The 14,285-nt window shown below is 45.7% G+C and carries 9 protein-coding genes; 6 read left to right on the top strand and 3 right to left on the bottom strand.

Going from position 1 to position 14,285, the window contains the following annotated elements:
- Window positions 1-70: 70 nt before the first annotated feature.
- The gene (locus AC1YY3_RS05370) at window positions 71-817 is read left to right on the top strand and encodes an Hpt domain-containing protein (RefSeq protein WP_481823159.1); all 747 of its coding nucleotides are present in this window, start codon (window positions 71-73) and stop codon (window positions 815-817) included.
- A 53-nt stretch (window positions 818-870) separates the two neighbouring features.
- On the opposite strand, the gene AC1YY3_RS05365 is transcribed toward AC1YY3_RS05370, so the two are convergent.
- The 3 genes from AC1YY3_RS05365 to adk form a co-directional block, all read right to left on the bottom strand.
- Window positions 871-3,633 (bottom strand): motility hub landmark protein FimV, encoded by a 2,763-nt coding sequence (locus AC1YY3_RS05365; protein ID WP_481823160.1) that lies wholly within the window; start codon window positions 3,631-3,633, stop codon window positions 871-873.
- Between the two features lie 68 nt (window positions 3,634-3,701).
- Window positions 3,702-4,724, bottom strand: coding sequence for an aspartate-semialdehyde dehydrogenase (locus tag AC1YY3_RS05360; RefSeq protein ID WP_481823161.1), 1,023 nt, complete (start codon window positions 4,722-4,724; stop codon window positions 3,702-3,704).
- Between the two features lie 65 nt (window positions 4,725-4,789).
- Complete coding sequence (gene adk / locus AC1YY3_RS05355) at window positions 4,790-5,428, bottom strand: adenylate kinase (protein WP_481823162.1); 639 nt, start codon at window positions 5,426-5,428, stop codon at window positions 4,790-4,792.
- 256 nt (window positions 5,429-5,684) lie between these two features.
- Between adk and AC1YY3_RS05350 the strand changes: the two genes are divergently transcribed.
- The 5 genes from AC1YY3_RS05350 to AC1YY3_RS05330 all read left to right on the top strand — a co-directional run bounded on the left by AC1YY3_RS05350 (window position 5,685) and on the right by AC1YY3_RS05330 (window position 14,229).
- Window positions 5,685-7,253 (top strand): glycerol-3-phosphate dehydrogenase/oxidase, encoded by a 1,569-nt coding sequence (locus AC1YY3_RS05350; protein WP_481823163.1) that lies wholly within the window; start codon window positions 5,685-5,687, stop codon window positions 7,251-7,253.
- 136 nt (window positions 7,254-7,389) lie between these two features.
- Complete coding sequence (locus AC1YY3_RS05345) at window positions 7,390-8,361, top strand: MlaA family lipoprotein (protein WP_482194350.1); 972 nt, start codon at window positions 7,390-7,392, stop codon at window positions 8,359-8,361.
- 10 nt (window positions 8,362-8,371) lie between these two features.
- Window positions 8,372-10,672 (top strand): alpha/beta fold hydrolase, encoded by a 2,301-nt coding sequence (locus AC1YY3_RS05340; protein ID WP_481823165.1) that lies wholly within the window; start codon window positions 8,372-8,374, stop codon window positions 10,670-10,672.
- A gap of 105 nt (window positions 10,673-10,777) precedes the next feature.
- Entirely contained in the window at window positions 10,778-11,914 is a 1,137-nt protein-coding gene (locus AC1YY3_RS05335; RefSeq protein ID WP_481823166.1) for a thiolase family protein, read from the top strand.
- Window positions 11,914-14,229, top strand: coding sequence for a 3-hydroxyacyl-CoA dehydrogenase/enoyl-CoA hydratase family protein (locus AC1YY3_RS05330; RefSeq protein WP_481823167.1), 2,316 nt, complete (start codon window positions 11,914-11,916; stop codon window positions 14,227-14,229). Before AC1YY3_RS05335 ends, AC1YY3_RS05330 begins: the two co-directional genes overlap by 1 nt.
- Window positions 14,230-14,285: the final 56 nt, after the last annotated feature.

Here is a 14,285-nt window from a genome sequence, read left to right as displayed (position 1 = left end):
AGGCATTTCTTTCAATAGCTCCATCATTTGTGTAACAATTCGTCTATCGAATCATAAGCTTAATTAGCAAATGCTTAACCCACCAGACCACCTCGGACATTTTATTACACTATTAGCCCATGATAGTGACCCTGCTTTGCAGGCTTTGCAATTGCCGGATATTAACGGCAATCGCTTCGTGAACACTAGCACATCTCATGAAACCGCCGCAGCTATTGCAAACAAGCACTTTAACCTGATTATCATTGATATGACGTTAAATGGTGTTGAACTCGTCTCCGTAGCAAAAAGTAGCCGTTGTATTAATTTCCATACGCCCATCATCGCACTGTTTGATGAGGTTGATACACATCAGCGAAGAAATCTTATTGCCGCCGGTTTTGACGATTGCCTGTTAAAACCCCTAACTGCCTACAAGTTGAATGACGTTATTACGCTTTGGCTCGAAAATGATGTGCTAACGTCATCATTCAGTTCTATCCAGGTTTTATTGGGAAAAATAAGCAATAACAATAGCTTGGCTTTGACTCTCTATACGAAATTCTTTGATGAATTACCACCACAAATTAATAACATTGAAGAAGCTCTCAAAACTGAAAACTATAAACTTGCCTTCGATGTAACTCACAAGCTCAATGGAGCAGCCTTAGTCTGTTGCCTGCAACACATCGGAAAACCTGCAACCGCCTTGGAAAAATGTTTAATCCAGAACCATCATGACCATGCCGAAATGGTTTTTTTGATGTTACAGCAACGGATTTCTGTTTTTATTAGTCATCGCGAGCTTATTCTGGATTACCTGATGAGTACGCAATAAAAAAGCCCTTAACGGGCTTTTTTATAATGAAGACTTGGTGTGAGCTTATGAACTTATCCCAAACTCAAATCATCCATAAGCTCTTGAGCAGTTTCCTTTTGTTCTGGCGATCCATGCTCAAGTACTTGTTCGATAATCTCTTTAGCCGCATCAGCATCGCCCATGTCTATATAAGCTTTTGCCAAATCCAGTTTGGTTTCCAACTCATCCATGTCAGTCAAGTCAGACACCATAAAGCCTTGATCTTTGCTGGCTGGTTTTTCGGTATCTAATTGTGCTGGCTCTAAATCAAAACTAAAGTCGATAGTGTCATCGCCGAATGTATCGGTCGAAGCAACATCATCAATCGCAAAATCAATCGTCTGATTGGTATCCCACGTTTCATTGACTTGAGCGGTCTCTGGTTTGGCAGGCTTAGAAAGTTCTGGCTTATCCATATTGAAATCGAATTCATACGATTCAACTTCGGCATTGTCACCGGAATCATCTAACTGTGCAGATGTATCACTACTGAACGCATGTGTATCTGGCGGGGGAGTCGTTACGGTTTCGGTTTTTTGGGTGGCTTCTGGGTATGGTCCTAGATCAAAATCAATCGTTTCATTGTCCTGTTGTCCACCAAGGTCGTCTTCAAATAAGCCAAGATCAATTTCTGACTCTTTTTCTGGGGTTTCGGCTATTCCGGTAACAGGCTCAGCTTGATGTTGGACAGGCGGCTCTTCGGCTGGGGCATCAAGAATATGTTCTTGCTCAGAGTCAATATCAGTAATTTCAAAGGTAGCAGTACCTAGATGTTCGGCTCCCTGTATAGGTCCTAACTCATTACTGAGATCATCAAACGGGCTGAACAGAACATTGTCTGCAAGCGATTCTGTCGCAAATACCGCTGCATTGCCAGAAGATGCGAACATTTCAGAATCGGGGCAAACATCTTTACTGAATTCAACCACTTTCCGCCAAAATTCCTTGTCATCTTTCTTACCTGCTGCAACCAACTCTGTTGCATAGCTTTCAAACGCATCTTTATTGGTGCTGGCGTGAAAAATTTCTAGCAACTTTAATTTGCACTCATCCCGATCTGGAAAGTCCCTAATCGCTTGTCTAATTAAGTCTTCTGCTTGTTGATAACGTCCATAAGCCAAGTAAACGTCTGCTTCTGCAACAGGATCAATATCGCCATGATCGACATTGAAGGATTCAAACGATTCAAAATCACTCGCCTTGAAGTCATTCAGGAAAGAACTCTCACCTGAGACCGACCCAGGTATTTTCTTCCGAGCCGCAGAAGAAAACAACCCCGTCGAATCACTGTTTCGCATGGTGCTGTAATTTCTAAACATGCTTTCGGCATCGGTGTCTTCAATAGTTTTCCTTTTCCGCCACCATAACCAACCAAACAAGGATAAAACGGTCGCACCTATGCCGCCAATTATCCACAATAGCGATGAATCGGGTTCTTCAACGACAGGTTCAGAAGCTTGCACCGGAGGTTTGACGACTGGTTTAACAATCGGCTTAACAGGGGCAACTGGCGGAATCGGTTTAACAGGAATGGGAGCAGTCTGGACTGGCTGTGCAGGCACAACGGGTGCTATCGGCTCTGGCTTAACTTGCTCTGCTGGAACAGGAGGTGGTACGACCTGTGCTGGCGGTGTTTGGGTTGCTGGCGCTGTCGCCTGACCTGGGTTTTGTAAATCGGCAAGCTGTTTGTCTTTTAACGCAATCAATTCTTGCATCATCGCCATCTGCTTTTCAAGCGCGGCCATTTTGCTTTGTAATGCTTCATCGACAGGGGTGGCTGGAGCTTTTCCGTTAGTTTTATCAGTAGCCGTCTGCTGTCCATCAGGGGTAGCCGTATTGCTATTACCTGATGCTTGCTCGCTAGATGGCGAAACTGCTTCGTTTTGGCCGACTGTCGCATCAGTTGGCGCGACCAGTTTTAACTGACTATCAACCTCGTCACCTTTTGCAAGCTGTGCTTCTCCGGCAGGAATACTCGACCGATTGTTATTCCAAGCATCGTTTTGCCGTCCAAATTCTGCCAAAGCTTCCTGACGAGAGGACTGCTGAACGGCCTCTTTATCGGGGATTTTTAGTGTTTTACCTGCTGATAATGCGTTTACGTTCTGCTGAAAAAAAGCGTGCGGGTTTTTTTCATACAACGCAATCATCATCTGCTCTACAGATACACCCGCTCCTCGCGCTCGTTCAGCTACATTCCATAAGGTATCGTTTCGTCTGGTAGTAATTTGCTCACCATAGCTACCCGCAGAACTGCGCCGTGGTTTGGCAGAATGTCGAACGCGACGTTGCCTTGGTGGAGCGTACTCTTGTTGCTGAGGAAGGGTGTTTTCGTAGCGTGATGTTAAGGGATAAGCAGGCTCTTGATAAGCCGGTTCTTGATACGTTGTTGGTGCTTGATACTCAGTCGGCGGATCAACCAAAACGGTAAATTCACGATACAAATTACCTTTAGGCCAGCTAACTTCAAGCAAAAAATTAAGATAAGGTTCTTTCAGTGCTTCTCTGGAGCTTACTTTGATAACCATTGAACCATTCGGCTTAACAATGGGTTGAAATTTTATTTTTGAGAGAAAATAAGACCAAGGCACTCCCGCTTCATCAAATTTTTCGGGTGAAGCTAGACTGACTTTGATGTTTGATGGACTTTCCCCGCGAGAAGCCACTAATGAAATTTCGGCGCTAAGATTTTGATTAAGGGCAGAACGCACCCTGATATCACCGATTCCTAACGAATGTCCACTAACGGGAGCCAGTAACGATACCACTGTTAAAGCTTTAGTTAAGTTGCGCACGCACCCATCTCCTTATTGTAATCACGATGTTTACCATAAACAGTCATAAATATAGAGTCAAGATTAGACTAGATGTGATTTTTTACTAGCATTTCAGCGATCTGGACGCTATTTAAAGCTGCACCCTTACGCACATTATCACCCACCACCCACAAATCGATACCTAAAGGATGGGAAATATCTTCCCTAATTCGCCCGACAAACACATCATCATGTCCTGATGATTCTGTCACCGCCGTCGGATAACTGCCATTTTTACGCTCATCGATAACCGTAACACCGGGTGCATTGGAAAGCAAAGCCCTTACTGTATTAGCATCAATTTTACTGCGCGTTTCAATGTGAACGGCCTCGGAATGTCCATAAAAAACCGGCACCCTTACCGCCGTGGCATTCACCTTAACAGACTGGTCACCCAGAATTTTCTGGGTTTCCCACACCATTTTCATCTCTTCCTTGGTATAGCCATTGTCCATGAATACATCAATCTGCGGCAATACATTAAATGCGATTTGCTTAGGATAGACATTGGTTTCAATGGGCTGTCCGTTCAGCAATCTAGCTGTTTGTTTAACAACTTCTTCAATGCCTTTTTTGCCCGTACCGGAAACCGCCTGATAAGTGCAGACATTAATCCGGCTAATACCTACGGCATCATAAATCGGCTTTAACGCCACTAACATCTGAATAGTAGAGCAATTGGGGTTGGCAATAATGCCGCGATTTTTGTAATCTGCGATTTTTTCTGGATTAACTTCTGGTACTACTAAGGGAATATCGTCGTCATATCGAAAGTGTGAGGTGTTATCAATCACAATACAACCCGCAGCGGCCGCTTTTGGTGCGTATTCTGCAGAAACGGACGCACCCGCAGAAAACAAGCCAATTTGCGCCCTTGAGAAGTCAAACTTAGCCAAATCTTCAACTTTTAACGAACCACCTTTAAACGGAATCCGTTTTCCTACCGATTTGCTGCTGGCTAGAGCATACACCTCACCGACCGGAAAATTACGTTCTTCCAGGATTGACAGCATCGCCTCGCCGACAGCACCCGTCGCACCTACTATGGCAACGTTATAAAATTTGATCATTTTTACTCACTTAATAAACATCTACGTTAATTCTGTAACCTACTTGAAACCACCCGATTTCGGGTTTAACCCAAAATAGCGAAGATTTTCTGGGTAATTTCATCAACACTGCCGACACCGGCAATCGAATAAAACTTAGCCGTTTGATTTGCCGCAGCATAATAATCAACTAAAGGCTTAGTTTGGTCATGATAAACACTTAACCGCTTGCGTACAGTTTCTTCTTTGTCGTCATCTCGTTGGATAAGGACTTCACCAGTGACATCATCGGTATTTTCAGCTTTTGGTGGATTAAATTCGGTGTGATAGGTGCGACCAGATTGCAAATGTACGCGCCGTCCTGCCATGCGTTTTACGATTTGCTCATCATCCACCACAATCTCAATCACCGTATCAATGTCCACCGCCATTGCAGCAAGCCCTTCGGCTTGGGCAATTGTGCGTGGAAAGCCATCTAACAGAAAGCCATTGGCACAATCTTGTTGTTTGATGCGTTCTTTTATCAAGCCCAAAATAATATCATCAGAAACCAGCCCACCAGAGTCCATCACCTGTTTTGCGGCAAGTCCTAACGGCGTTCCCTCACGTACCGCAGCGCGTAACATGTCGCCAGTTGAAATTTGGGGAATTCGGTATTTTTCCGTAATAAACTGGGCTTGTGTACCTTTGCCAGAACCAGGACTTCCCAAAAGGATAATACGCATTAAGTGACTCCAAAGGATATTTGCGAAAAACAAATATCGAAATATAACGAAAAACGGCTAGCTAGCGTTGAAAACTCATGCTATCAAGCACTTATAAAGTGCATGTATTTTATAACATATCGCACTTAATCTCTTGTAAAAATGTATAAATCCCAATATTTTTAGGGATTGTGTTAAGAATCGCAGTATAGTTCACCGATCAGCTTAAGCCACCACAACCCGACGAAGCACCATCAATCGACCACGACATTAGGCAATGCAACGAGATTTCAGCCAACTTAGCAACCAAACATTCGACGTACTTATCTGCGGTGGCGGTATTTACGGCGCGTGGACGGCGTATGATGCTGCGCTCCGTGGCCTTAAAGTTGCCATAGTTGATAAGGGCGATTGGGCAGGTGCTACGTCTTCCGCTTCCAGCAAACTCATACATGGCGGTCTGCGGTATTTGGAAACCTTCGATTTTAAGCTGGTCAAGAAAACCTTGGCTGAACGGCACATGTTTTTGCAAGCCGCTCCGCATCGAGTTTGGCCGTTACGGTTTGGCGTTCCCGTCTACAAAAACAGTCGCATAGGATTATTTCAGCTAAAAATCGGCTTGACCTCGTATGACTTCCTGGCAGGTAACGTGCCAAAAGCCCAAAAACATCAATATCATTCAAAAACGGATTTTATTCAGCATTTTCCTTATTTGGATTCTGTTGGATTAACCGGTGGATTCACTTATTTCGATGCCCAAACCGATGATGCTCGCTTTGTGCTGGAGTTGATAGACGGTGCTTGTAGCGCTGGTGCAGTTTGCATTAATTATTGCGAAGCTACTGAATTAACAGCTAAAAATGGCAAAATTGGTGGCGCTATTCTTCATGACAAAATCACCTATGAAACGCTAACAATCGAAGCTTCCTTAGTCGTTGATACCACCGGACGCTGGTCGTCGTTATTCCAAAAAGACGGTGATAGCTCCCGATTATCCAAGGGCATACATTTAATCTTACCTAAAGTCCTCAACGATGAAGCCTTGCTATTAACAGCTAAATCGGATGGTCGTGTTTTCTTCATCATCCCTTGGTACGGGTTGACCTTATTAGGAACAACCGACTCCAACTATGATGGCGATATTGAGGATATTCCCATCACCGATGGAGATATAAGGTATTTATTAAGCGAAGCCAATCAGGTACTTAAAACAGTAAACTGGACTAAGCAAGATATTATCGGGAAATTCGCCGGAGTCCGAGTTTTACAACAAAGCAATAACGATAGCCCGTCCCGAATAAGCCGCGACTGGATTCTAAAAACCGCCCAAAACGGCTTACTTTCATCAATCGGCGGCAAATTTACTTCCGCCAGGGAAGATGCCGCCATCATTGTAGATGCCCTTTGCGAGAACTTAGGTATTCATGTGGATTGCCCAACGTTTGGCAAAACCTTCCCTTGGCTTTCCAATACCGATTATCAATCCTTGCTAGACATTTCAATCACTAAGGCACAACAGCTAGGCATTGATAAGGAAAGTGCCTTATTGCTGGTCAGACGGCATGGCAATAGAGTTTCCGAGATTTTCAAGCTCTGTGAGAATGATCCAGATTTGGTTAAGCGAATAACGCCAGAGCTACCGTTTATAATGGCTGACATGGTTTTTTGTAGTCGTCATGAGATGGTTATGCACCTGGATGATTTGCTGAGACGACGAATACCGCTAATGATATTGGCGAAAATAACACCCGACGAATTAAACAATCTCGCCCATAGCACAGCAAAAATCCTGGGTTGGGACGCTAAAAGAACCCATGATGAGATCACTAGATGCCTACAAAAATAGACAATCGCCGGATGAATTGATAAATAAGCATGTCTGTTTTTTACTAATCAACAGCTTGAGTTATACTTGCTGTAAAGAACAAATCACTCACCAGCTAACAACAGTCAATTATCCATAGCCTATTAGAATGTCTAGCATGAATACCCAAAAGCCTACTCCTAATACCCGACAAATGCTTAATGTTTTAATCCTCTCAAGTACCTTGTCCGCTTGCTCGACTATGCCCACGCAAGATAAAAACGATCCTTGGGAAAGCTGGAATCGCGATGTACATGGTTTTAATAAGGATGTGGACGATGTTATTCTGAAACCTTTAACGAAAGGTTATCAAGACATCACACCGAATCCAGTTGACGAAAGCATTACCAATGTTTTCAGTAATATTAATGACATAGGCGTGACCATCAATGATTTCCTGCAATTGAAATTTGTCCAAGGCGGTATGGATGCCAGTCGTTTCCTGGTTAATACTACCGCAGGTGTGGTCGGCATTTTTGATGTTGCATCAATGATTGACTTACCCAAGCATGATGAAGATTTTGGTCAAACGCTAGGCTTTTGGGGCGTTCCATCGGGCGATTATATGGTACTGCCGTTCCTGGGAGCTAGTTCGCCTAGAGATACCGTTGGTTTGATCGGCGATGCGTTGTTTAACCCGTTGACTTATGTGTCGTTTTTTGGCGGTTTTGCTGCCAATGCCGCTTCCGCCGCCGCTACCGCTGTTGATGTCACTGACACGCGGTCTGACTTGATGTCATCCGAAAAAATCCTCAATGAAGCCTCGGTAGACCGCTACGATTTCGTCAAAAATGCCTACAAGCAACGCCGTGAATACTTGATCCATGATGGCAATCCACCCGAAGATACCAGTGATCCTTTATTGGAAGACGGCAGCGTAGACGGCACAAACGATGAATCTACTGGCAATAATACGCAGAACAATCCGATCAATACGCCCAATACAGCTTCAGGTACATCCACAATCCATGATCCTAACGCTGTCACCATCATAAATAATTCCACCACCCTGCCCAAAGAGGGTGCTACCACAGCGCCTGTTATCGATAACTCAAAACATCTATTAGATTTATCACCCCCAGACGAATAAGCATAACACCATGTCAAAAGCCGCTTACCCCGATAATTGGTATGAAATAGACAAGGGACTTTATAATCGGTCAGTACGCGTTTTCAATACCGTCAAAAAAGTACTCAGCGTCAAAATGCAGCTCCATGCCGATGCCCAGTTACACCAAGGTGACATCTTTCTATTCAATCATTTCTCGCGTTTCGAGACCTTTATCCCGCAATTTTTGATCTACGAGCAAACAGGTGCTTATACCTGCGTTATCGGATCCAGCGAATTTTTTAAAGAAGACACGGTATTGGCAAGATATTTTCAACAGGTAGGTGTCTTTCCTACCGACCACGACCGCTTATTCTCTTTATTAGCCGCTCAAATAATGCGTGGTCGAAAGGTTGCCATTTTCCCAGAAGGTGGCATGGTCAAAGATCACCGGGTCATAGACGATAAAGGCAACTACAGTATCTATTCGCGCATGACGGGTCTTCGGCGCAAGCAACATACGGGTGCTGCGGTGCTGGCGCAAGGCGTTGAAACTATTAAGATTATCGTCCGCCAAGCCTATCACCAAAAAAACCATGACAAACTAGTCTGGTGGAAAGAGCAACTTCAGCTAGACAGCCTGGAACAATTGTTGGCTTCCGCACTCAAAAATACCCTGATTATCCCTGCCAATATTACGTTTTACCCCATTAGGACATCGGAAAACCTGATGGTAAAAGCGGTCGATTTTTTTACCGACAGCCTAAGCCTGCGGCACACGGAAGAATTGCTGATCGAAGGCAATATCATGTTGAAAAATACGGATATGGATATCCGCATGGGCAAACCGATTGAGCCTTTTGACCGCAATTTTTCTGACAACCAAAATTTATTGCACGAAGTTATGGCTCACGCCCAGTCAATTGACGAAATATTTACCTTCCAAGCCCATCCCAAAGACCAGAACCAAGAACGCCTGGGTGACTACTTCAAAGATGCCGCCAACGCGACCCGTGACCAGTACATGGAGGAGATTTATCTCAACGTTACCATCAACCTGAGCCATCTGGCTTCAACCTTGATTATGTACCTTATCAAGCATGGGCAGGTGCAAATCGAACGGCAAAAATTCTTCACCACACTCTACATTGCCGTCAAGTTGTTACAAAGTAATGCTAACATCAACCTGCACCGCAGTTTGCTCAACCCCATTGATTACAGCGAATTGATCAGCGGCACCGGAACACGTTTTGAACATTACATCGAGGAAGCCATAAACACCGATCTCATCTCCGAAGACAACGCTCACTATCATTTATTACCGAAACTGCTGGAAGACCATGATTTTGACAGCATCCGACTGGAAAACATGGTGGCGGTCTATGATAACGAAGCCAAACCCATTACGCAGGTTTATGAAACCATCATTCATGCACTGGCAGAATCTGAGGATGTCGACCAGCAAGAGCTCGCTGCCTGGCATTTTGAAGATGAATGCCGCGACCTTACCTGGGAACATCACGCCTATAACAAGCCTAGCTACGATGACATCAATGACCAAGAAACCGCATCTGCTGATGCTAACCCTTTTTTCCTCGATCCACCCGACAGCAAGGATAATGGCATCGGCGTACTGCTGATTCACGGCCTGCTCGCCAGTCCTGCCGAACTCAGGGGTTACGGCGAGTACCTGGTAAAACAGGGTTACACCGTGATGGGTGTGCGGCTTAAAGGCCACGGCTCATCACCTTATGCGCTGCAAAACCAAAGCTGGGAAGATTGGTATCAGTCCGTACTCAGAGGTTATAAAATCCTCAAGGCGCACTGTAAGCGTATTTTCGTGACCGGATTTTCCACCGGCGGTGCTTTGGCACTCAAACTGGCTGCCGAACATTTTCCTGAAATCATCGGCGTAAGCACCGTAGCCTTGCCTATTAAATTCATCAATCCTTCTTTTATGCTAGTCCCTTTGCTGCATGGCACCAATAAGCTGGTGGATTGGTTGTCATCCTTTGAGGGTGTTAAGCCTTTTATTGAGAATCCCACCGAGCATCCCGATGTCAATTACCGTAACGTACCCGTCAAAGGTCTGTACGAGCTGCGCCAACTAATTGATAGCATGGATGATTTTGCACCGCTTTGCACAGTGCCAGTGCTGGTATTGCAGGGTGATAATGATCCTGTTGTGGCTTTTAAAAGTGCCGAGGAAATCATGGGCAAGCTCACCTGCAAAAAACAACTGAAGGTCATCCCATCAAATCGTCACGGCATCTTGATGGAAAATATCGGCGGCACTTGGGAAAGCATTGATGGGTTTATGAAAGAGTGCGTAAGTGAAACGAATGTGAAGTAATTGGGTCTGAAGGGGTAGGCATGGATATTATTCTACAAGGCTTTGCCGCTCGTTGCTTAATCCGGTCAATGCGTTAAAGTGATGATGGTACAACAGGAGAATAAAATGAAAAATGTCGTTATAGCTGGATATTGCCGATCACCTTTTACGCCAGCCTTGAAAGGCGCATTGGCAAGAGTGAGGCCGGACGACCTCGCCGCCCAAGTTGTTAAAGGCTTGGTCAGTAAAACGGGTGTTAATCCCGACGACATCGAGGATCTTATTTTAGGTTGCGCGTTTCCCGAAGGCGAACAAGGGCTCAACGTAGCTCGATTGATTGTCTTTCTGGCCGGATTGCCCAATACCATAGCAGGGATGACGCTGAACCGTTTCTGCGGCTCGTCCATGCAAGCCATCCACATTGCGGCAGGTGCTATCCAGATGAATGCAGGTGAAGTCTTTATCTGCGCTGGCCTAGAATCCATGAGCCGCATCCCGATGGGCGGCTACAACAACATGCCTAATCCAGCATTGTACGAAACTTTTCCCCAAGCTTATATTGGCATGGGCGATACGGCGGAAAACTTAGCCGTCAAATACCAAATTGACCGCAAAGACCAGGAAGCATTTGCCTTGGAAAGCCAGCTTAAGGCATACACCGCCCAGCAACAAGGCCGTTTTGGCGATGAAATCATCCCGATTACCAGCAAGTACGGCACGGTGGATAAGGACGGCTGTTTACGGCCTGACTCCACTCCCGAAGGGTTAGCAAGTCTAAATCTCGCTTTCCAAGCCACAGGAACGGTCACCGCTGGCACATCTTCCCCATTAACCGACGGCGCAGCCGCCGTGTTGGTGTGCAGCGAAGATTATGCCGATGCCCATAAGCTGCCCAAACTGGCACGTATCAAGTCGTTTGCGGTATCCGGCTGTGCGCCTGAAATCATGGGCATTGGCCCGGTAGCGGCAACAAATAAAGCATTATCCCGCGCCGGATTAAAGCTAGAAGATATTGATATTGTTGAACTGAATGAAGCGTTTTCTGCACAGTCCTTAGCCGTCCTGAAAGAATTGCCAATACCTGTCGATAGACTCAACCTGGATGGCGGAGCGATTGCCCTAGGCCACCCGCTGGGTGCAACCGGCGCACGCATCACCGGCAAAGCCGCCAGCCTATTGCAGCGGGAACACAAGCGCTATGCGTTAGCGACACAATGTATCGGCGGAGGTCAGGGAATAGCCACTATCCTGGAGGCAATCTAATGAACATCCAAAAAGTGGGGGTTATCGGCGCGGGTGTGATGGGTGCAAGTATTGCCGCCCATATCACCAATGCGGGCATTCCGGTTTATTTGCTCGACATCGTACCCAATGATGCTTCCAACCGTAACGTCATTGCTGAAACGGCTGTCAAAAAATTGCTGGAAAGCGATCCAGCACCCTTTATGGACAAGAATAATGCCCGACTAATTACGACGGGCAATATTGAAGACCACTTGCACTGGCTGGTCGATGCCGATTGGGTGATTGAAGCCGTCATCGAAAATCCGCAAATCAAACAAGCGCTTTATCAAAAACTGGAAACGGTTTGTAAGCCAGACTGCCTGATTTCCTCGAATACGTCCACCCTGCCCTTAGCCTTATTAGTCAAAGATATGCCGGACAGCTTCAAGCGGCGTTTCATGATTACCCATTTTTTCAATCCGCCTCGCTACATGCGATTGTTGGAATTGGTGTCTAGTCCAGCGACAGATCCCTCGTTTGTTGAAGCGGTCAGCCAGTTTGCCGATATAAAACTGGGTAAAAATTGCGTAACCTGTAAGGACACTCCTGGCTTTATCGGTAACCGTATCGGTATTTACTGGCTTTTATACGGCTTATTAGACGCCATAAAAAATGGCATAACGGTTGAACAAGTCGATGCCGTCATGTCCGCACCGTTTGGAATCCCCAAAACAGGCATATTCGGTTTGCTGGATTTGGTCGGCCTGGATTTGATTCCACCGATTTTGAAAGGCATGAAACTCGCGCTGCCTCCACAAGATGCTTTCCATGAAGTTAATCACTTGCCTGATATTGTGCAACAAATGATTAGCGAGGACTATACAGGTAGGAAAGGCAAAGGTGGTTTTTACCGCTTGAATAAGGTGGATGGCAATCGTATCAAAGAGTCGATTAATCTTGTTACTGGTGATTACGCCAAAAGTGAAAAAGCAGATTTGTCTGCTATCAAGGATGCCCAAAAAGCAGGGCTTCAATCTTTATTATCGCATTCCGACCCAGTGGCTCAATATGCGTGGCGTGTCATTTCCCACACCTTATGCTATGCCGCCAGCCTTGTTCCTGATATTTCCGATGACATCACCGGAATTGATGCAGCCATGCGCGACGGCTACAACTGGAAATTCGGCCCGTTCGAGTTGCTTGACCAGATCGGCGCACCCTGGTTTGTCGAAAAACTGAAATCAGAAAATCGTATTGTCCCACAGCTATTGGCTAAAAATTCCAGCCTGTATTCAACAGGTTCAGGTCAATTAGCGTTTGCCGACCTTGCTGGGAATTATCATCCTGTGCAACGGGCGGAAGGCGTATTGCTATTATCCGACATCAAGCAGCAAACTAAACCATTGCTTAAAAATGGTTCAGCTAGCCTATGGGACATCGGTGACGGCGTAACTTGCCTGGAATTCCACAGCAAAATGAATACACTGGACATGGATTCGATGGCGATGATTAACCAAAGCATTGATAAGGTTAGCAAAGAATTCAAAGCCTTGGTCATCCATAACGATGCAGAAAATTTCTCCGCTGGCGCTAACCTTGGCCTGTTGATGAAAGCCATCCATGAAAGCGATTGGCCGACTGTGGAGTTGCTAATTAAGACAGGCCAACAAACTTATCAGGGGCTGAAATATGCACCCTTCCCAGTGGTAGCCGCACCTTCTGGCCTCGCGTTGGGCGGCGGTTGCGAAATCTTGCTGCATTGCGATGCCGTGCAAGCCCATGCCGAACTATACATGGGACTGGTGGAAGTGGGTGTCGGGCTAATTCCCGGCTGGGGCGGCTGTAAGGAATATCTACGCCGTTGCTTGCAATTAAAGCGCCCCGGCGGGCCGATACCGCCTGTAGTCAAAGCCTTCCAAACCATTGGTTTGGCGAGCGTTTCGAAATCGGCATTTGATGCAAAAGAACTACTGTATCTAGGCGCTAACGATAATATCACCATGAATAAGGATCGGCTGTTAGCCGATGCCAAAACCAAAGCATTGGCTTTATCCAAAGACTACATACCGCCCAAACCTTATCTCTATCCAATGCCTGGTAAAACCGCAAAAGTATTGCTGGACATGGGCATCAAAGCCTTCCATCTGATAGGTAAAGCCACAGACTATGATGTGGTCGTTTCCGGTCAACTTGCCCATGTTTTAAGTGGCGGTGAGAGTGATTTCACTGCGCTGCTTACAGAAGACGACATTTTGGCTCTGGAATTGGAAGCCTTTCTTGCCCTTGTTAAACAGCCAGGTACATTGGCAAGGTTGGATCATATGTTGAAGACGGGGAAGCCGTTAAGAAATTAAAGGCTTACCTTGTTCTAGAGTTGATTTGGACTTTATAGGATGTGCTGAACAAAGTG

This window comes from Methyloglobulus sp., from assembly GCF_964779595.1.
This window is presented reverse-complemented; position numbering and strand designations above follow the sequence as displayed.

What these genes read in the sequence shown, in the direction of transcription:
- AC1YY3_RS05370 (WP_481823159.1), top strand. Translation starts at nt 71, where the DNA reads ATGCTTAACCCACCAGACCACCTCGGACATTTTATTACACTATTAGCC.
- AC1YY3_RS05360 (WP_481823161.1), bottom strand. Translation starts at nt 4,724, where the DNA reads ATGATCAAATTTTATAACGTTGCCATAGTAGGTGCGACGGGTGCTGTC.
- adk (WP_481823162.1), bottom strand. Translation starts at nt 5,428, where the DNA reads ATGCGTATTATCCTTTTGGGAAGTCCTGGTTCTGGCAAAGGTACACAA.
- AC1YY3_RS05350 (WP_481823163.1), top strand. Translation starts at nt 5,685, where the DNA reads ATGCAACGAGATTTCAGCCAACTTAGCAACCAAACATTCGACGTACTT.
- AC1YY3_RS05345 (WP_482194350.1), top strand. Translation starts at nt 7,390, where the DNA reads ATGAATACCCAAAAGCCTACTCCTAATACCCGACAAATGCTTAATGTT.
- AC1YY3_RS05340 (WP_481823165.1), top strand. Translation starts at nt 8,372, where the DNA reads ATGTCAAAAGCCGCTTACCCCGATAATTGGTATGAAATAGACAAGGGA.
- AC1YY3_RS05335 (WP_481823166.1), top strand. Translation starts at nt 10,778, where the DNA reads ATGAAAAATGTCGTTATAGCTGGATATTGCCGATCACCTTTTACGCCA.
- AC1YY3_RS05330 (WP_481823167.1), top strand. Translation starts at nt 11,914, where the DNA reads ATGAACATCCAAAAAGTGGGGGTTATCGGCGCGGGTGTGATGGGTGCA.